Here is a 19,381-nt window from a genome sequence, read left to right as displayed (position 1 = left end):
CGGCAGTCGCCTAGAGAGGCCGCGCCTCGCCCGCGGCGCACGCGTCGACGGGCACGAGCAATCCCTTCTCCTGGAGGCGCTGCGCCGCCTCGCGGACGATGAGGAAGGGCAGGTTTGCCCTCTCGGCGATGTCGAGCAGCGAGTGGCGACCATCGGCGAGATTGAGGACCCAGAGGAGGGCCATGCTGGCCTGCGGGCCCGCGCTGTCGCCACCGATCGCCGCATAGAGGCCGCGGCGGCCGAGCTGCGGCTCGCAACGGGGCATGGTGTTCCGCAACAGGGCGTCGCTCTCCACGATGTCGAGCGCCGTCGCCAGCATCCGATAGGAGGCGGCGAGGTGTTCCGGCCTGATGAAGTCGAGATTGTCGGCGGAGGTGTGGTACTCGGGGAACGTTGCGAACTGGCTGCGCTGGAAGAGGCCCACGGGCAGGTCGAAGCCGGGCGAGCAATATTGCCGCTCGTCATAGCCGTAGGGGAAGAAGTCGAGGATGTTCGGCGCGGGCGAGGCATGGCGCAGGACGTGCGTCATGATGCGGTCGATGGCGGCGTCGCCGCGGCGGCTCTTCTTGTAGGTCGGCCCGCCGGCATCGCCGACGCAGGAGACGACGAGCCCGTGCCGGATGCGTGGCACGAGATGTTCATTGCGCGCGAGCCAGGCGATCGCGCCGATCGTGCCGGGGGCGAACAGGAAGCGATAGCTGTAGCGCGTGCGAAGGCCGGCGAGACGTTTGGCGAGGTGCGCGAGGAGCGCCAGGCCCGAGCAGTTGTCGTTGGCGAGCGAAGGGTGGCAGATGTGCGCCGAGAGAAGGAATTCCTCGTCCGTCTCGCCCCGATGCAGATATTCCCCGTAGGTGAGGCTGCCGTCCCTGAAGCCGGCGTCGATCACGATCTCATAGAGCCCGTCTGGCAGGTCCGCGAGCCGGTTATGGGCCATGCAGAAGCCCCATCGCTCGGCGTAGTAGGAGGTGCGATAGGGAACGAGATCCGGCTGGTCGGGCAGGGTGAAGATGTGCTGCTTCAATTCCGCAAGCGGCAGGCGCGCACACACGGGGGCGCTGTAGTTGAGGACGTGCAGGTTCGAGACGCGGAAGTCGAGGACCCGCTCGCCGGCAGCGTTCTTGATATAGGCGTCCCGGATCACCCATTCGCGCGGAATGGTCCAGTCGAACACCCTGGTTCCGGTCGGAACTTCGTGCACCGTCAGGCCGATGTGCCGCGCCAGGTGCGCGAGGGTCTCGCGCACGCCGTCGCCCGTGATGCTGCGACAGATGGGGTAGATTTCCGCGGCGAGGGCGAAGATCTCCTCGCCGATGCCGGGCTCTGCGGGAAGGCCGCCGAAGGAGGCGCTGCCCGTCTGGGGCACGCTGGCGTGCGGATGCGCGCCCATCACTCGGCCGCCGACGCGACCGGCCGCGCTGTCTCGCGCGCCGTATGGCGCAGCTCCGCGTCGAGGATGCCAGCGCTCATGAGCATCTTGATGTGGCTGATGCGCTGATAGCGAGGCCCCTCGAACTCCTCGAGCGTGAGGCGCGAGGCGCGATAGGCGACATAGAGCTGCTCGGCGCCGCGGCGCACGTCCCATTGCGGCCGGAACTCCGGGAGCACGCGGGCGATCTTGTCGAAGTTCACGCGATAGGAACGCTTGTCCGGCCCGGCTTCGGGCGCGATCTCGAGGCGGCACCCGGGCACGACCCCGGCGACCACCTCGGCGATCTCGCGGATGCGGTAGTTGTGGCGCGTCTGCCCGACGTTGAAGGCCTCGTTGAAGACCTTCTCCTCCGGCGCGTGAAGGCCGGCGAGGAAGGCCCGCGCGATGTCCTCGACATGGACGATGGGTCGCCAGGGCGTACCGTCCGACTTCAGGTAGATCAGTCCTCTGGTCACGGCCCAGGCGACGAGGTTGTTCAGCACTATATCGAAGCGCAGACGCGGCGACAGGCCGTAGGCGGTCGCCGGGCGAAAATAGGTCGGGCAGAAGCCGTCGCCGGCGAGGGCCGCGATGTCACGCTCGGCCCAGACCTTCGACTGCCCGTAGGGGGTCACGGGGTTCAGGGCGGCCGTCTCGTCGACCAGCCCCTCGCCCGCGAGGCCGTAGTTGCTGCAGGAGGAGGCGAGCAGAAAGCGTCGCACGCCGGCCTTCCTGGCGAGCTCGGCGAGGCGGACGCTCGCACGATGGTTGATGGCATAGGTGATGTCGGGATTGAGGTCGCCGAGGGGGTCGTTGGACAGCGCCGCCAGATGGATGACCGCGTCGAACCCGGCGAGGTCGCTCGGCGCCACATCCCGGACGTCCTTGCGGATGGCGGGCACCTCGGCCATGGTGCCGCCGCCGGCGTAGGTGCAGCGCTCGTAGAGGTTGCTGTCGCAACCCGTGACCTCGTGCCCCGCGGCGAGGAGCATCGGCACCATCACGGTGCCGATGTAGCCCTGGTGGCCGGTGACCAGAACCTTCATGTCAGACACTCCCTTGATGAAGATGGGGCGATGACGGGGTGGGCCGGCCGTCTCACGGCAGGGCTCCGATCGTGCGCTTGACGGCGTCGTAGGCGGCCTTCGGCGCTCCCTCGCGCCAGCCGCCGGCCGGGTCCTTCTCCAGCCGGACGAGGCCCATGTGGGCCTCAAAGCTCTCGCCCCAGTAGGACTCGTCAAGGAGTTCGTAGATATGCGCCGCCGCCACCCGGTACCGGTCCGACAGGGCGCGCAGCCTCTGCATCCATTTCTCGAGGCCCTCGGCTTGCGCCTGCTCGCCCGCCCGGGCGCTGCCGTACGGATGGTTGAACTCCGTCACCCAAATGGGCTTGCCGTATTTGACGAGTTCCTTGAAGGCCCATTCCGGGTCCTCGCCGTAGAGATGCCAGACGGTGATGTCCCATTCGATCCCGTCCTGCCGCAGGCGCTCGAAAATCCCGATGTGGCCCCAGCCGGCCGTGCCGAGGGCGCGCTTGGCGGCCGGGGCGGCTGCGCGCACGCCGTCGGAGAGGCCGCGCAGGACGGCTGCAACCTTGGCATAGCGCGGGCCGCTGTAGTCGAGCGGCCACAGGCCGCCGGGCGGGCCCCACTCGCACGGATATTTCGTGCCGTTGTCCCTGATCTCGCAGGGCTTGATGAGGGCGTAGTTCTCGAGCTCGTTGGCGAGTTCCCAGACGGGAATGTCGTCCTTGAAACGCTCGGCGAAGGCGCGGGCGAAGTCGTATGACTTGCGGTAGATGTCGGCGGCGGGCTCGCGTTCGAGCGAGACGGGCGGAATGAGGATGGGCAGGATCTCGATGCCGCGCGGCCGCGCCGCTTCGACGAGCCGGGCGAGCGGCTCCATCCTGCCGGTGTCGCCGACGTCCACGCGGTAGGATCTGGCGCCGAGGTCCCTGACGAGATCGAGCTGCCGCTCGAAGGAGACGCCGGGATAGGAGTTCAGCGGGTGCCCGTTCACGCCCCACATGAGATCGGCGCGCGCCGGCAGGATCTGCGCAACAGCGCATCCGGCGACGATGCAGATGATGCGTCCCATGCTGCGGAGACCGGGCATCGGTTCACCTCTTCGCAGGGCGCGGTGTCTGTGTCGGTGGCCGGCAGCGGTCGGGGGGAAACCGGGCGGCCGCAGCCGCATCGGTTGCAGGAAAGGCCGCGATCGCAGCGACCGGGCGAGGCTCACCGCGCTCGCGACCAAGAGTAGGCCAAGCGGCGGCCCGCCGCGCTTGCCCAAAAAGCCTTACAGGGCTGCCCACTAGGGCGTAGCCGGCGTCGGTGCATACGCCGCATGGCGTCGTTCTCCGATCGGCGGGCCTCGCTAAGATGGACCGTGGTTCCGGTTCTGCCGCGGCCGCCCCGCGACGCCGGGACCTGCCGTCCGGCCGGAGGAGCTTTCGGCATGTCGAGACGGCATGCAGCATTTCGGCAATGCGGCGTTCCTGCGCGCGGCCTTGCGGGCGCCGTCGGTTCGCGCGGGTGGAACTGCCCTGGCAGGCGAGGCATCTGGGAATGGACGGACCGGCCGTGGAACTCGAGGCGGCGCCGCTGCAGCGGCCGGCGCCCGACATCAGCATCGTCATGTCGGCCTACAACGAGAGGCACTGGCTGCCGGCCTGCATCGACGCCGCGCTCGCCCAAACCCACGCCAGTTTCGAATTCCTCATCGTCGACGATGCGTCGACCGACAGCAGCCGCGCGCTCCTCGGCCGCTACGACGATCCGCGGCTTGTCATCATCTGCCGTGATACGCGCAACGGCTGGCTCAACAATGTCAACGCCCTCTGCGCGCAGGCGAAGGGGCGGCTCATCAAGCTGATGTGCCCCGACGACGTGATGCGACCCGACTGCCTGGAGCGGGGGTGGCGCTTCTTCTGCGCCCACCCCGAGGTGGGCTACATCTTCACGAGCCATGTCGACATCGACGAGCGCGGGGCGCCGCTCGAGACGAAGCCCCTGTTCGAAGGGCCCCCCATCCTGTCGGGAGCCGAGGCCGACAGGGTTTCATTCCTCAAGGGTTGTCTGATGAGCACGTCGGGCCTGTTCGTGCCGCGCGAGCGCTGGCGCGAGGCGGGCGGCATGCGCGACCTGAGCCGCAGGAACCCCGACCGCTGGCCGAACGTGGAGGATTACGAGCTCATGGTCCGGCTGCAGGAGCGGCACCCCGTCGGCTTCATCGACGAGCCGCTCGTCGAGATCAGGCGGCACACGCAGCAGGTGCTCAAGAACCCCATCGCCAAGAGCATCTTCGTCGAGACCGACCTCAAGGTCGTGACGATGCTGGCGGAACGCCTCGCCCGTTCGAAGGTCCTGAGCGAGGCGGAAGTACGCGACAGGATCATGAGCAAGGTGGCGGACTACATGATGACCGCGGCCGTCTTCCTCAGGGCCGGACACTGGTCCACGGCGCGCATGATCGTCGCCCACGTGTTCCGCACCGTACCGGTGCATCGCTGGGGGCTCGCCTGGACCTGGAGGCAGCTCATGCCCTATCTCGCCCGGCGTGCGCGGCGTCTGTTCGCGGCGGGCCGGCACCCCTGACCCGTCTGCGGCCTCACGGCGTTCACTGCCGACTGCCCATGGGTCCAGTGGGAAGAGAGCCCGGTCGTCGAACGGATGGAGGCGTTCTTCCAGTCCGATGCAGGCGGCGGGCGCTCATCGGCGCGTCCCACTCTGCGGGCCGACCCTGCATGCATCACGCCCGTCGCCGAGAGGCAGCGAAGAGGTCCTCCTATTCGGGGCCCCGATGATATTTGCACCGGCGCGCGACCTGCCCGGGATCGTTCGGACTCCTGACTTCGAGCCCCGGCGCAGGAGGTTGTCGCGAGCCCCGGCCCGGATGGCGATGACGACCGTTGCGACGAGAAGCACAGTTGGAAGGGATGAGGTCTTCGCCGGCGGACCTCCATGGGTCAGTCGACATGACGAATGGCTGCTCGAGGGTGCGGAGGCCGCATCGCAACCGGGCTCGACCGAAACATCGCCTCTTGAGCGGCGCGATCACTTTCGGTGGCGCGAGCAACTCGCTGACCGTTGTCCCTGGCGGCTGGACGCCGCCTTCTCCGGGAGGGCGAACAGGGTCGCGGCCAACAGTCCGTCCTGGCGCCGAAGCTGCTCCTCGTAGGCGCGGTTTCTCTCGGCGAGACAGCGCTCGCAGTCGCCGCGGCGGGCGAGCAGACGGGCAAACTGGTCGACGAGCGCCGCGACGTCGAAGGTTTCGACATGCTGGCAGAATGCGCCGAGGCCCATGTCTTCCATGAGGGCGTCGTGCCGCGGCGAATAGCCGAGCGACACCGTCGGGCGGCCGAGCTTCAAGGCGCAGATGATATTGTGGAAGCGGGTCGCGACGACGATATCGGTCTCGGCGATCTGGCGCATGAGTTCGTGCAGCGAACGCGCGGGCTCCGCCTCGAGCCAGGCTGCGGCGAGCACGGGGCGCTTCGCCGTGACCGCCGCGACGAGATCGTCGACCGCCCGCTGGTCTCTGGTCTCCCCCATGAGGAGGCGGACGCGATGGCCGCGATCGAGGAGCCACAGGACGAACTGCACGAGTTTGCCGACATAGGTCCGGTAGATGGCCCGGCTCTCGGCTTCGTCCCGCCAGCCCCCATAGGCCATGACCCCCAGCCCTACGGTGAGGGGCGCCCCCTCGCGCCGGGCCCCGTGAGGCGGGGAGGGCAGCCGGAAGGCGATGTCCGGATAGACGGGATCGGCGTCGCAGGTGCAGCCTATCCGCGCCAGGCATTCCTTGGACAGGGTGTCGCGGAAGGAGCGGTAGTGCGCGAGACCGATCGCCCGTTTCAGCAGCCAGCGGCTGAGGGGATGCCTGATCGAGCCGGCACCGACGCTGACGAAGGCCACCTTCGCTCCGCGGATCCGGGCGGCGAAGCAGGCTCGGAACAGCGCATAGGGGATGCCCGAGGGGCGCTCGCCCGTATCGTCGAGGAGGCCGGTGCCGGGTACGACGAGGGCATCGATACCCTTCGTCTGCCGGAGCGTCTGAACAAGGTCGACGAGCTTGCCGGGCAGCTTGCCCAGCGCCTTGTTGACAAGGTGGACAAGGCCGCGATCGGGGCGCGGCCAATCCATCGGCAGGGCGCGCAGGTGATGGTCCTCGCGCACCCGCTCCGGTCCGGGGCAGATGCAGGTGAGCCGCAGATCGGGCCTCAGCTCGCGCAAGGCGATCAGCATCGCCTCGAGCGATCCGTCGTTGCCCAGGTTGCCGGTGCCGAAATTGCCGAAGAGGGCAACGTGCGGGCCCAGGGCCGCCGGGTGACCGGGGTGTGTACCGGTGGCTCGCTCTGCTCTGGCGAGTTCATGTGCATCCGGTTGCCGCGTCCGTACACCAAACGGACGCCGGAAGAACGCGGTGACAGAGGTGCGCCGTGACGACATCGGGCATCCTCCCCCTAATCCATCGTGTCGTCGGCATTGCCGGGGGCCTTGGGCGGCGCTCCGGCGAGCCAGCGGCGCGCCCCGGCGCGGGCGGCGCTGACGGCGCGCTGCAAATGGTATTTCGGCAGGGAGGCGGTGACGGTGAATTCGTGCTTGACGCCGCGCAGGGGCGCGAAGCGCGCCTTGTAGGCAAAGCCGCTGCCGATATCGATGCCGTTCAGGCCGGCATCCCGCGCCCACTCGAAGAGGAGGCGCAGGATGTGGTTGCCGACCTGGTGGTACTTGTATTCGGGGTAGCGGAAGCTGCAGTGGGCCACGGCTTCGCCCTCGTGCACCACACAGGTGATGCCGGCCACCATGCGCCCCCTGTCGGACAGGGTCAGCGTGAAGTGCTTGCCTGATCCTTCGAGATAGTCCGCGGCCGCGAGCCGATCCTCGCGTTCCCCGGCGGGTACGCCCCATTTCTCGGCCCAGTTGACGATCACCCAGCGGGCGGCGCCCGGAGCGTTGATCGCGAGGGGCAGGTCCTTGCAGCGGTTGCGTGCGCCGCGCAGGGCCGTCCAGAGGTGCGATGTCTTCCAGAAGGCCACGAAGTCTTCCGCGAAGCTCATGCCGCGCGTCGGGCTCGACAGGAGGCCGCGGATGCGGGGGCCGGCCGGCAGCGGTTCGGGCGAGCGCCAGAATGCCAGGCTGACGGTGAGGTTGAGCGCCTCGACCGCCTCGATGAGGCGACCGGGCTCGGCCGGCAGGACCTGCCCGGGAACGACGTAATGCGTGACCGGCCGCCAGCTCGCCCAGCCCGTCCGGCACAGGGGAAGAACCGCGACGGGGATGCCTCCGTCGAGGACGAGCGCCGTGCGCTTCGCCTCGACGCCTCGTTTCGCCGCGAGGAGCCGCAGGAGGTCAGGTGGGCAATCAGGTGTAGCGGGCAGGATCCGGAGAGCGTCGTCGAGGTCGCGATGCCAATCGTCGAACTGGCTCACGCGGAGCTGGCGGCGACCGGGGCAGCGGCTCGCCGCAATTTCTGCCAGGTGATCGGGACCCGCGATCTCGCTCATGTCATGCTTCTGCCGGGGCGGCCTCAGCTGGAACGGGGGCGCGAGGCGTGGTGCCACCTCAGGATCCGCGTGCCGGCCCGTGCTGCCTCTTCCGCCCGGTCGCTCCGTCGCAGGCCGTCCGCCACCTGGAGGAGCTCGTCGAGCATCGGATGGCGCGTCAGGCGCAGCCCGGCGAGCCAGCCGGCCGCCGCGAGGATCGCGGCGATCACCGCAGCGCCAAGCGACAGATCGAAGCGAAGGCCGTTGACGACGATGAGGGCGAGCGGCCCCGCGGCGCTGCACAGAGCGACGAGGGCGCTTGGCCACACGGCCCCGCCCAGCTCGCTCCAGGCATAGGGAACGTGGCGGCGGATGACGCGCTGTGTCACGTAGCCGTTGAGCGGTACTGTGACGAACATGCTCAGCGCCAGGGCCGTCGTGCCGAAGAACGCGGAAGCCGTGACGATGGCGCCCGAGATGGGCAGGCAGATGAGGAACGCCATCGCGAGGTCCCGAAGGGCGCCAACCGCGATGAGGACCGGTGCATTGAGGCCGCCCGTGAAGGACAGCAGCATCGCTGCGGCAATGATCTGCGCGAGGGGGACGATCTCGATCCATTGCGGCCCGTAGAGCAGTGCGATGGCGGGATGGGCGAGGATGGTGAGGACGAGCAAGGCCGGCCATTGCACCACGGTGATATGGGTGATCGCGTTGAGATAGGGCTGCTTGAGCTCCCGTCCGGCCCGGGCTTCGGCCGCCAGCGCCGGCAGCGCGACGGGATCGAAACTCGAGAGAATGAGCTTGTGCGGCAGCAGGCTCAACATGCGGGCGCGATTGTAGAATCCGACGTCCTCCAATCGGTGGAGGCGGCTCAGCAGGACGTAGGGGAGCAGGTCGTAAAGGGTGGCGAGCAGCACGGCGACGCTGTAGGAGCCGCCGAATCTGACGGCGGCTCTCCAGTTGCTGAAGAGAGGCATGAAGATCCACCGCCTGCCGCCGAAGCGGATCGCGAGCGCCGCCGCCGTCAGGCCACCGGCAAGCGCGGCCCAGGCGAAGCTCATGTAGCTGAAGCCGAGGAGCGCGAGGCCGACGGTGACGACGCCGTTGACGGCCACACGCGCGACATTCGCCACCGCGACCTGCGGAAAGGCCATGTCGCGGCGCAGCAGCGCCGTCACCGGCCGCTCGAAGGCGCCTGGAAGGAAGGCGAAGGCGAGCACCTGCAGGTAGAGCTGAAGATGCGCTTCCTCGTAGATGCCGGCAATCCATGCCGATGTCGCCGTGAGAGCACCGGCGAACATCAGCGAGACGAGCGCGAGCAGGGTGAAGGTGGTGCGGACGTCCTCGCGCGTCAGATCGGCCTTCTGGACGAGATAGTTGCTCGGAATGTCGCGCAGCACCTCGGCAAAGCCGAAGATGGTGGCGCCGATGACCGAAACGCCGATCTCCTCGGGAGTGAGGAGACGCGACACGGCAGCGATGAGCAGGAAATTGACCGCGCTGTTCAGATAGCGCTCGGCGGAGGTGACGATGAGGGCCCGTCTGATCGCGGTCATTGTTCCTCAAACCTCCGTCTGGCGCCGTTCGCTCCGCTCGCGGCTTCACGGAGGCGCCCGCCGGCAATCGTTTCCCGCGTCGCGGGCGGTGCTGGCGGATGAGGCCGCGAAGCTGGCGAGGCGAAGGATGGCGACCGGTGCCGATGAGCGATGCGCGACCGGCATGACCGCCGCCATGCGAACGCGCCGTGCGGGCCGGTTGCCGCGCTCTGCCGCCCGGACACGCGAACTTCTTGAAAAACCGAGGATCTTTCCGATCGACCGCGAATTCCTGCGCCCTCTTGCCGGTCACCAAGAGGGTCGGCTGACGGGGCTGGGAACGTCAAGCTGCCTGACGGTCTAGGCGATATGCTCAAAGAGGTATTTGCCACCATCTTTCGATTGTTTTGCATCTTATGTCATCGACAGGGCTCGTATTATGGACAAAATTACTTTCTGTACCGTGATGTCTGTGATCGTATTCTGATTTCTGGAAACGAAGATGGAAGCGAAGACGCCAACCCAGCTGCAGAAGCCCAAGTGGGTTTTCTTCAATGGCGCGATCCGGTTGTGGGAAGAAGCCGTCTTCCACATCTCCAGCGAGGCCGTCGTGAGGGGCCTCAATGTCTTCGAGGGCCTGAAGGGCTTCTGGCAGCCTGACGGAAGCTTCGGCATCCTTGCGATCGAGAGGCACTGGCGTCGTCTCGGGCGGTCGGCGAAGCTCCTGCATATTCCCTTCACGATGAGCCTCGAGGACTTCACCGATGCGTGCCACGGTCTGGTCGAGCGCCTGTGCGAGCCGCATCGCAACATGTGGATCCGCGCGACCCTCTACGTGACGGAGGGGCATTGGGGCGTCGGCACCGTGTCCGATCTGGTGCTCACCGCCTATCACTATCCGAAGGGCCAGCCCGCGCCCATCGCCACGGGCGTGAGCATCTGGCAGCGCGCGACCGACGCGGCCTTGCCCTACCGCATCAAGACGAGCACCAATTATCAGGTGGCGCGGCTCGCGAAGATCGAGGGTCGAGACCGCGGCTATCCGGAGATGGTGCTGCTCAACCAGCACGGGCGGGTGGCGGAGGCCATCGGCAGCGCAGTTGTCATCGTGCGCGACGGCCATGTGCTGACGCCGCCGAGCTGGGAAGGGGCATTCGAGAGCATCACAGTCGACATCGTCGCCTCGCTTTGCGAGAGCATGGGCATTCCCTTCACGCGGCGCCCGATCGACCGCACCGAACTGCTGATCGCGGACGAGATGGCTTTCGTCGGGACGCTCAACGACCTGCTCCTGATCTCGTCGATCGACGGCCAGCCTTTCGGCGAGGCACCTGTCCTCGGCGCGCTCGCGGAACGCTATCTTGCCGCGGCCGCCGGGGAGCGACCGCATCCGGGGCTCGACCTGTCGTGCCGGCACTACGCCGTCGACGCCGTCCGCTGATCATGTCCTCCCGTCCTTGAGGGATCGCCGCCGTCCGCCCCACGCTCTGCTGCCCCTGTCGCCGAGCCTCTGCCGATGCACGTCCGGGAGCGAGGGGATGTGCCACGGGCCGCGCGTCGAAGGAGCCGGACTACGCCTTAGCGGCGAACCGCGGCGCATTCCGAAGGTCTGGCTACGCCCTTTTCGAAGCTTGTTGGCCGCCGGCCGATGACCGGACACTAGCGCTCCGATCTGGCCTTGGGCATTGCTGAAGGCGGAAGCCGCATGACCATTTCCGGGCGTTCGACCGCGGGCCGGAGCGCTGCGCAAACAGGCTACGGCCGACAAATGGCGCAGGACGAGCCGGCACGCGCGCAGCCTCTGCGAACGGCCGGCGACGGCGCCCTCCGCTCCGACGTGATCCGCGCCAACGGCCGCCCGGCCGCCCTTGTGCAGGGCCGCCGCGTCGGCCGCGGCGGCAGGCCTCTCCTTTCCGGTCCGGCGACGGATGCCGGCTGGCCCGTGTCCGATGCGGTTGCCTTGCGGCCCGCCGCCGGCCCTGCATCTCCAACTTCGTCGGCCGTCTCTCCGGCCGGCGCTCTCGCTGTCGCGGAAGCGGCAGGCGCGGCGGCGACCGGCCCGGGACTCGTCCGCGCCGAGGCATGTCCTCCTGGCGGCGCGCGCGGGCCGGTCGGCGGATGGCAGAAGCGGGCCGTCGACATCGTCATCGCGCTCGTTGCGCTCACTCTCGCTGCGCCGCTGATCCTGCTGCTCATGGCGCTCATCAGGCTGTCGACCGGCAGCGGGGCCATCTTCGCGCATCGGCGCGTCGGCTACGACGGGCGGGTCTTCGACTGCTACAAGCTGCGGACAATGGTCCCCGACGGGGAGGAGATCCTGCAACGCCATCTCGCCAACGACCCCGAGGCGATGCGGGAGTGGCTGGCTACGCGCAAGCTGCAGCGTGACCCGCGCGTGACGACGCTGGGCTACATGCTGCGCCGGTCGAGCCTCGACGAGCTACCCCAGCTCGTCAACGTGCTGCGCGGCGAGATGAGCTGCGTCGGTCCCCGCCCGATCATGGCCGACGAGCTCGAGCGCTATGGTCCCCATGCCGCCGACTATCTCGCGGCGAAGCCGGGGCTGACCGGAGCCTGGCAGGTCAGCGGCAGGAGCCGCCTTTCCTATGGCGAGCGCGTGGCCATGGACGTCGACTATGTGCGCAACTGGTCGCTGCGGACCGATTTCGCCATCCTGCTCAAGACCATATTCGTCGTCATGAAATGTGACGGCAGTTGCTGACGAGGCATCGCGCGGCTTCGGCGCACGCCGGCCCCCGTCGGCCCTCCGGCCTACGGATGGTGCCGGTCCTGACCGAGGGTCAGCCCTGCCTCCGGCCGTGTGCCGCGCCGCGCACGATGGACCAGCGTGCTGACGGCGAGGCCGACGAGATAGGAGATCTGCAGGCAGGCAAGCGCGCCGAGCGCAGCAAGAGCGGTCAGGCGGAAAGGCCAGGAGGACGCCATGCCGATGCCGATGGTGAGCATCGCCGCGGCGATCATCGCAGCCAGAAGCGCGGGCGCCCGGTAGAGGCATCCGAGAACGAGACCGGCGACGCTCGAGGCTGCGAAGATCCAGGGCACGGGGAGCGGGCTCCTTCTGATGGCGCGACGAAAGCCCCGGTGGCCGCTCCCGGGTGGGCCCGACCGATCCGCGACGATCCTCAACTGCTTTGATGAGCAATGCGTTAATTGTTGGGCTGGGCGCCGTTCGGCCTCCGGAGGGGAGACCGGCCGTCCTAAGGGCGCATGTCGATCTCCCATTTGCGGACGAGGGACGCACTTATGGAGAGCGCGCGTGCCGAGGCGCTCCATAGGATGATGGCCGCTGGAGTTCCGCAGCCCGATCAGGCGGATGCCGCCCGGTCGGCCCTACGCTGCGGCCGGCCCGGCCTTTCCTGCGCCGGCGCCGCCGTCCAACGGGGGAGCCATGACGCGCCATCCAGTGCGACATTGGACGATCAACGGCGACTTCACGGCCCTGGAGCCTACCGGCGTTGCCCGGTACGCCCGGGAGGTGACGGTGGCGCTCGACACCCTGGTCGCCGAAGGTCATCCCCTGGCGCAGGACCTCGCCGTGACGCTCGTCATTCCGCGAGCGTTGCGCGAGCCGTTGCCCCTGCGTGCCCTCGCGGTCGAACAGCTCGCGGAATTCAGGAGCCCCCGGCTGCCGCAGTTCTGGGTGCAGGTGCAACTGCCGTTCCGCGTACGGGGCGGCCTTCTCAGCTTCTGCAACCTGGCACCCGTGTCGGTCATGCGCCAGATCGTCTGCATCCACGATCTCAACACGTGGACCTCGCCCGAGAGCTACAGCCTCATCTTCCGGCTGGCGCACAGGATCATCCTGCCGCTGCTCGGGCAGCGCTGCCACACCATCACCACCGTCTCCGAATTCTCGCGCGACCAACTCGTGCAGTTCTGTGTCGCGCCCGAAGACAAGATCGTCGTGACCTATAACGGCCACGAACATGCAAAGCGCTGGGGCTCCCATCGCATCGCGGCGCGCGCGGCGGGGAACCGCCCCTTCGTGCTCGGGCTCGGCCGCGCCCATCGGCACAAGAACACGGGGCTTCTCTGGCGGCTCGCCGATGGGCTCGACGAGATGGGCCTGGACATCCACGTGGCCGGCCGGTTCGACGCCGCGGCCTTCGCCATCGAGGGACGCGGGCCTCCCCGCAACCTGCGCCTTCTCGGGCGCATCGACGACGAGGAGTTCGGCCGCGCTCTGCGGGACGCCCTCTGCTTCCTCTTCCCGTCGCGCACGGAGGGCTTCGGGCTGCCCGGCATCGAGGCGATGGCACTCGGCTGCCCGTTGGTGAGCGCCGACGTGCCCTGCCTGCGCGAGATCTACGGCGATGCGGCCCTCTACGCCGGGCCGGACGAGCCGACTGCGTGGATCGCCGCGATCGACCGGCTGCGGCGCGACCGCGTCCTTCGTGAGGAGTTCGTCCTGCGGGGGCTCGCCCGCGCCGAGCGCTATTCCTGGCGCACCATCGCCGAGCAGTACCTCGAACTGATGGCCGAGGCGGACGGCTGGCCTCGCAGGCCGGCCGGGCTCGCTCCCATCAGGGAGAGGCCGGACCCACGCGAGCGGCAGGAGCCGTCGCCGGGGCGCAGGGCCGTCGGCTAGCCAGGCAGCGACCTCCGAGAGGTACCTCCATGCGCCGGTACTGGACGATCAACGGCAGGTTCCTCACGCAGAGCATCACCGGTGTTCAGCGCTACGCCCGTGAGATCCTGCGCGCCATGGACGAACTGTTGTGCGAGGGGCATGCGCTCGCCCGCGATCTCGTCGTCGAGATCCTCGTGCCGGCGAACGCAACAGCGGGCAGCGGGGCGGACTGGCCCGAGCTGCGCGCCGTGCGCATGCGCTCGGTCGGGCGGTTCGGCGGCCACGTCTGGGAGCAGCTCGAACTGCCCTCGCTCGCGTGCGGCGGGATCGTCAGCCTGTGCAACACGGGCCCGGTCGCGCGGCGCAGGCAGATCGTGTGCATCCACGACGCCAATACCTTCATCTGCCCGGACAGCTATTCCTGGCGGTTTCGCACGGCCTACCGCGCCTTGCTGCCGGTCATCGGCCGGGTCGCCAACCAGGTGGCGACGGTTTCAGCATTTTCCGCCGATCAGCTCGCCCGCCACGGCGTCGCCGCGCGCGACAAGATCACGATCGTGCCGGACGGTCACGAACACGTCCTGCGCTGGCGGCCGCGGCATTCAGCTGTCACGCGAGCGGCAGCCGGCCCCGACACCGTGGTCGTCATCGGCAGTGCCGCTCGCCACAAGAATCTCGACCTGATCTGCGGTCTGGCGGACCGTCTCGCCGTCGCCGGCTTGCGGATCGCGGTCGTCGGGCGGGTGGCCGCGCGCGTCTTCAGGCGCGGCGCGCCTGGCGAGACCCCGGGCAATGTCCTTTGGCTCGGCCCCCTCTCGGACGGGGAACTCGCGGCGCTCCTCGGGGATTGCCTGTGCCTCGCCTTTCCCTCGCTCACGGAAGGCTTCGGCCTGCCGCCGCTTGAGGCGATGGCGCTCGGCTGCCCGGTGGTGACCTCCGATCGGGCGAGCCTGCCCGAGGTCTGCGGCGAGGCGGCGCTCTATGCGTCGCCGACCGCTCCGGAGGAGTGGAGCGAGGCGCTGTTCGCCCTGCGGGCACGGCCGAGCCTGCGCGCTGACCTCGTGCGCAAGGGGCGCGATCAGGCCACGCGCTTCTCCTGGCGGGCCTCGGCGGAGCTCTATCTGCGGCTGATGGCCCAGGCCGACGGTTTCACCACGTCGGCGAGGCAGCTCGTCGAAGCCTGAGCGCGCCGTGCCGTGATGATCGGAGAGCGCTCCGCGTCATCGCGGCATGCGTGGCGACGAGGCGAGGGGGGCGCCGGTGCCATGGATGGCGAGCGTCCTGAAGAACGCCTCGCGGATCTCGCGGCGGAAGCGGTCGGCGGAGAAGCGCAGCGCGTTCTGCCGGCAGGCCTCGGGGGCCATCGACCGCCGGTTCCCCTCGAAATGCTCGACGGCCTCGACGATTGCGGCGACCGTCTGATGCTCGAAGAGAATGCCCGTCGGCGCGTCGGCGGCACCGAACGGCCGCACGATGTCGCGCGCGCCGCCCCGGCCGAAGGCTATGAGCGGCGTGCCGCAGGCCTGGGCCTCCGCGAGGGCGATGCCGAAGTCCTCGCAGCCGGCGAAGACGAGCGCCCGCGCCTGCGCCACCATCGCGATGTAGTCGCGTCTCGGCAGATAGCCCGTGAACGACACATTGGGGCCTGCCAGGGCGCGCAGCGTCCTGGATTGCTGTCCCTCGCCCACGACGACGAGGCGCCGGTGCGGCATCGCGCCGAAGGCCCGGATGACGAGGTCCGTCCGTTTGTAGGGCGCGAGGAAGGACGCCGTGACGTAATAGTCGTCCTTGTCCACCACCAGGTCGAACTCGTCGACCGCAACCGGCGGGAAGACGACTTCGGCGTCCCGACCATAGATGTGCCGGATGCGCGCACGTACATAGGTCGAATTGGCGAGCATCACGTCGGGCCCGTGCGCCGTCCGCGTGTCCCAGGTGCGCAGGTTGTGCAGGAGGTAGCGGAAGAGGAGCCCCATCGGCCCGAAGCCGAGGCGCCCCTGCGCGAGGTAGGAGAACTGCTCGTCCCAAGCGTAGCGGATCGGGCTGTGGACATAGCACAGATGCGGCTGGTCGGGGCGCGTGAGGACCCCGCGCGCGAAGGCGGCCGACGACGAGATCACGACATCATGGCCGGTGACGTCGAACTGCTCGATGAGGAAGGGGCAGAGGAAGAAGAGGGAGCGGTAGAACTTCTCGACCTTGGGCAGGCGGTTGACCGGCGAGGTGTGGAAGGTTGCGTTGGCAAAATGGTCCGCCTTGACATCGGGCGGCAGGAAGTCGAACAGCGTGAACACATCGACGGCCGGGAAGAGACGGCAGAGCTCGGACAGCACGCGCTCGCCGCCCCGGAAGGCCGGGCACCAGTCGTGGACGATCGCGACGCTGACATCCGGCGCACATGTCTCGGCTGCCGTGTTCGAAGCCCCCAGCAAGTCCTGCCGTGCCGCCGGCGCGGCGCGAGTGCGGGGCTGTGCCACCGGGGCGCGGAGAGGGCTCACCACGGGGTCGTCCGCAGGATATGGGCGAGGGCGTGAACCCTGGCGGTTTCGCCTCCGCTGACCCATCTCGTTCACGTGGCCGCCCCGCTCGCGCGCTGCAGATGTCGCGATTGTTCAGGCGGGTCACCGCCCTCACAAGGCGAGCAAAGGAAGTACCCGGCGCCCGCGATTCAGCCTTAAGAGGTACATGCGGTTGCTCAACGATCGTCTTGGGCTAGCGTCGCATTCTTCTTCCGTCGTCCTGTGTCGAACAGCTTAGTTCACTTCGCTGAAGGCGTTCGATCTTAATCGGTCCTCACCGGGCCGGCCCCGCCACGGTAGGCTGTGGCCCGAGAACGACTGCCGGCCGCGCGGCAGCCTGCGTCGCGGCGAGCGCGATCCGCGGCGCGCGTCGCCGCCCGAAGGCGAAGGTTCCGGGCAGGTCCGAGAATGAAGCTCGTGGTGATCATTCCAACGCTCGGCCGGGGCAATATCCTCCGCAAGACGCTCGCGCACCTCGAGCATCAGCGCCGCTTGCCGGACGAGGTGATCGTTTCCGCTCCGGACGAGACGCACGTCGAGCCGCAGACCTTCACCCGTCTCAGGGTGTCCCACGTGTTCGGAGCGACCGGCCTGTGCGCGCAGCGCAACCGCGCGCTGTCCTGCGTGCTCCCGCGCTTCGACATCATCACCTTCTTCGACGACGATTTCCTGCCGGCCCACGACTATCTGCAGAAGGTCGTCACGGAATTCGCCGGGAACCCGGACTGGGCGGTTGTCATGGGGCGGGTCGTCGCCGACGGCGCCCGCACGCAGGGCCTCTCCTTCGAGGAGGGCCTCGCCGCATTGCGGCGGGCCGAGGACGGCTGCCCGCCCGAACGCGAGATCGTCGATCATCCCGGCGCCTACGGCTGCAACATGTCGATCCGGGCGGCGCAGATCGGCGACCTGCGCTTCGACGAGCGGCTGGTGCTCTACGGTTGGCAGGAGGACATCGACTTCACCGGGCAGTTGCGCCGGCGCGGGCGGGTCGTCGCCGTCAGCACGCTCATCGGGGTTCACCTCGGCCTCAAGACGGGCAAGGGCAGCGGCCTGCGCCTCGGCTATTCTCAGGTCGTCAACCCCATCTATCTGATGCGCAAGGGCACGATGGGCATGGGTTTCGGCCTCGAACTCATGAGCCGCAACATCGCGGCCAACATCCTGCGCAGCCTCCGACCCGAACCCTATGTCGACCGTCGCGGGCGTCTGCGCGGCAATCTTCTCGGCCTCTATCACGTCGCGAGAGGGCGGATCGAGCCCGAGCACATCCTGCAACTGTGAGCGGCATTCACCCCGCGTGAGCCGCATGGGAGCGCGAACATGAGGCAGCCGCAGCGCGAGAACGGGCCTCCGGTCGGCATGAACCGGCGGGCGGCCGCCGTGTCTCAGATCGCGAGGCCGGGCGCGCCGCCCGACCGGCGCGCGCCGCGGCGTCGCTTCCTTGCCGCGCGGGCTCTCGCCCTCGGCCTCGCGATGCTTGCGGGCGGACTGGCGTGGGCCGACCCCGGGGCCGAGCACCGGCTCGGTCCGCAGGACAAGCTGCGCATCAAGGTCAACGAATGGCGGGCGCTCAAGGGCGAGGTGTTCGAGTGGACCGCGCTCAACGGCGAGTACACCGTCGGGGCGGGCGGCGCCATCGACCTGCCGCTCGTCGGATCGATCCCGGCGGCGGGACTCGCGACCTCGGAACTCGCCAAGGCGATCGCCGAGCGCCTGCAGGCGAAGGTGGGCCTCGTCGAGCGTCCCGACGCGTCGGTGGAGGTGGTGCAGTTCCGCCCCTTCTTCGTCACCGGCAAGGTGGATCGACCGGGGGAATATCCCTATCGCCCCGGGCTGACGGTGCTGCAGGCGGTGGCCATCGCCGGCGGGCTGCAGCGTACGACCGACATCGGTCTCATGCGCCTCGAGCGGGAAGCGATCACGGCGCGGGGCGACCTGCGCCTCCTCGGCCTTGACATGCGGGCGATGGTGGCACGCCGGGCGAGGCTCGAGGCCGAGCTCAACGAGAGCGAGACGATCGCCTTTCCGGAAGATCTTCTGACCCAGCAGGCCCATCCCCTCGTCGCGCAGCTCATGGAGCAGGAGCGGCTGATCTTCACCGCACGCCGCGAAGCCCTGCGGACGCAGGTCGAGACGCTCATGCAACTCAAGGATTTCCTGCAGAAGGAACTCGTGTCGCTGCGGGCCCAGCTCGAGACCGAGGATCGGCAGCTCAAGCTGATCCAGAAGGAGCTGCAGAGCGTGGGCTCGCTGGTCGACCGGGGGCTTGCGATCGCGCCCCGGCAACTGTCGCTTGAGCGCACCCTCGCCCAGATCGAAGGCGACAAGCTGCGCGTAGGCACCTCGATCCTGCGGGCCCAGCAGGAAACGAACAAGACGGACATGGCGATCCTGGAACTGCGCAACAAGCGGCGCAACGAGGTCGTCGTCGAGCTGCGCCAGACGCAGGCGAAGATCGAGGAGCTGACGCATCGAACCGATACCGCGCAGAAGCTGATGTTCGAATCCGAGGTCTCCGCTCCGCAGATGCTCGCCGACCGGGCCCGTAGTGCGCGCGCGGAGCCGAGCTATTCGATCGTGCGCCGCGTCGGCGAGGAGATGCGCGAGACGGACGTCACCGAGACGACGTCCATGCAGCCGGGCGATATCCTCCGGGTGCGGCTGCCGCTCGACACCGACCGGCTGCAGCCGGCGAGGCCAACCGGGCCGGGCCTGTCCGCCGCGCCGGCCGGCAGCGAGACCGAAGCCGCCCTGCGCGGGGAGGGGCGTGTTGAGACAAGATAGCGGCGGCGGGCACCATGGCGAGGCGCGGCGACGCCGCATGTCCCGCGGGGCCGTCCG

The 19,381-nt window shown here is 68.7% G+C and carries 15 protein-coding genes; 7 read left to right on the top strand and 8 right to left on the bottom strand.

Features of this window, described 5'->3' with window-relative positions:
* Positions 1-10 precede the first annotated feature (10 nt).
* From QNA08_RS02410 to QNA08_RS02400, 3 genes are read right to left on the bottom strand one after another with little or no spacing between them, the layout of a single operon-like run.
* Positions 11-1,387: a DUF4910 domain-containing protein gene (locus tag QNA08_RS02410; RefSeq protein WP_283739066.1), complete on the bottom strand. Its 1,377-nt coding sequence runs from the start codon at positions 1,385-1,387 to the stop codon at positions 11-13.
* The gene (locus tag QNA08_RS02405; RefSeq protein WP_283739065.1) at positions 1,387-2,454 is read right to left on the bottom strand and encodes an NAD-dependent epimerase/dehydratase family protein; all 1,068 of its coding nucleotides are present in this window, start codon (positions 2,452-2,454) and stop codon (positions 1,387-1,389) included. Before QNA08_RS02405 ends, QNA08_RS02410 begins: the two co-directional genes overlap by 1 nt.
* A 52-nt stretch (positions 2,455-2,506) precedes the next feature.
* Positions 2,507-3,523 (bottom strand): glycosyl hydrolase, encoded by a 1,017-nt coding sequence (locus QNA08_RS02400; protein ID WP_283739064.1) that lies wholly within the window; start codon positions 3,521-3,523, stop codon positions 2,507-2,509.
* Positions 3,524-3,975: 452 nt separating this feature from the next.
* Here QNA08_RS02400 and QNA08_RS02395 point away from each other — a divergent pair, with 452 nt between their 5' ends.
* Positions 3,976-5,004, top strand: coding sequence for a glycosyltransferase family 2 protein (locus QNA08_RS02395; protein WP_283739063.1), 1,029 nt, complete (start codon positions 3,976-3,978; stop codon positions 5,002-5,004).
* A 459-nt stretch (positions 5,005-5,463) separates the two neighbouring features.
* Here QNA08_RS02395 and QNA08_RS02390 read toward each other — a convergent pair whose 3' ends face one another.
* Genes QNA08_RS02390 through QNA08_RS02380 form a run of 3 tightly spaced genes read right to left on the bottom strand, consistent with a single transcriptional unit; the run spans position 5,464 to position 9,451 of the window.
* The gene (locus QNA08_RS02390; protein ID WP_283739062.1) at positions 5,464-6,858 is read right to left on the bottom strand and encodes a polysaccharide pyruvyl transferase family protein; all 1,395 of its coding nucleotides are present in this window, start codon (positions 6,856-6,858) and stop codon (positions 5,464-5,466) included.
* A 14-nt stretch (positions 6,859-6,872) separates the two neighbouring features.
* Positions 6,873-7,916, bottom strand: coding sequence for a GNAT family N-acetyltransferase (locus QNA08_RS02385; RefSeq protein ID WP_283739061.1), 1,044 nt, complete (start codon positions 7,914-7,916; stop codon positions 6,873-6,875).
* 23 nt (positions 7,917-7,939) lie between these two features.
* Positions 7,940-9,451 (bottom strand): oligosaccharide flippase family protein, encoded by a 1,512-nt coding sequence (locus QNA08_RS02380; protein WP_283739060.1) that lies wholly within the window; start codon positions 9,449-9,451, stop codon positions 7,940-7,942.
* Positions 9,452-9,932: 481 nt separating this feature from the next.
* On the opposite strand from QNA08_RS02380, the gene QNA08_RS02375 reads away from it, so the two are divergent.
* Positions 9,933-10,871: an aminotransferase class IV gene (locus tag QNA08_RS02375; RefSeq protein WP_283739059.1), complete on the top strand. Its 939-nt coding sequence runs from the start codon at positions 9,933-9,935 to the stop codon at positions 10,869-10,871.
* 501 nt (positions 10,872-11,372) lie between these two features.
* Positions 11,373-12,152, top strand: a complete 780-nt coding sequence (locus QNA08_RS02370) for a sugar transferase (RefSeq protein ID WP_283739058.1) — start codon at positions 11,373-11,375, stop codon at positions 12,150-12,152.
* A gap of 50 nt (positions 12,153-12,202) precedes the next feature.
* On the opposite strand, the gene QNA08_RS02365 is transcribed toward QNA08_RS02370, so the two are convergent.
* The gene (locus QNA08_RS02365; protein ID WP_283739057.1) at positions 12,203-12,493 is read right to left on the bottom strand and encodes a hypothetical protein; all 291 of its coding nucleotides are present in this window, start codon (positions 12,491-12,493) and stop codon (positions 12,203-12,205) included.
* A 346-nt stretch (positions 12,494-12,839) separates the two neighbouring features.
* On the opposite strand from QNA08_RS02365, the gene QNA08_RS02360 reads away from it, so the two are divergent.
* Together QNA08_RS02360 and QNA08_RS02355 are read left to right on the top strand one after the other, a co-directional pair.
* On the top strand, positions 12,840-14,039 hold the full coding sequence (locus tag QNA08_RS02360; RefSeq protein ID WP_283739056.1) for a glycosyltransferase family 4 protein: 1,200 nt from the start codon (positions 12,840-12,842) through the stop codon (positions 14,037-14,039).
* A 29-nt stretch (positions 14,040-14,068) separates the two neighbouring features.
* Positions 14,069-15,205 carry a glycosyltransferase family 4 protein gene (locus tag QNA08_RS02355; protein WP_283739055.1) on the top strand — a complete coding sequence of 379 codons (1,137 nt, stop codon included), beginning with the start codon at positions 14,069-14,071 and terminating at the stop codon, positions 15,203-15,205.
* Between the two features lie 36 nt (positions 15,206-15,241).
* Here QNA08_RS02355 and QNA08_RS02350 read toward each other — a convergent pair whose 3' ends face one another.
* Positions 15,242-16,453: a glycosyltransferase gene (locus QNA08_RS02350; RefSeq protein WP_283739054.1), complete on the bottom strand. Its 1,212-nt coding sequence runs from the start codon at positions 16,451-16,453 to the stop codon at positions 15,242-15,244.
* A gap of 495 nt (positions 16,454-16,948) precedes the next feature.
* Here QNA08_RS02350 and QNA08_RS02345 point away from each other — a divergent pair, with 495 nt between their 5' ends.
* A complete protein-coding gene (locus tag QNA08_RS02345) occupies positions 16,949-17,821 on the top strand; it encodes a glycosyltransferase family 2 protein (protein ID WP_283739053.1) in 873 nt (290 codons plus the stop codon).
* Between the two features lie 39 nt (positions 17,822-17,860).
* Positions 17,861-19,324 (top strand): polysaccharide biosynthesis/export family protein, encoded by a 1,464-nt coding sequence (locus QNA08_RS02340; RefSeq protein ID WP_283739052.1) that lies wholly within the window; start codon positions 17,861-17,863, stop codon positions 19,322-19,324.
* Positions 19,325-19,381 lie beyond the last annotated feature (57 nt).

The organism is Chelatococcus albus (genome assembly GCF_030067675.1).
In the GTDB taxonomy this organism is placed as follows: domain Bacteria; phylum Pseudomonadota; class Alphaproteobacteria; order Rhizobiales; family Beijerinckiaceae; genus Chelatococcus_A; species Chelatococcus_A albus.
Note: the sequence above shows the minus strand (reverse complement) of the source record. Positions and strands in the feature narration are given on the sequence as shown.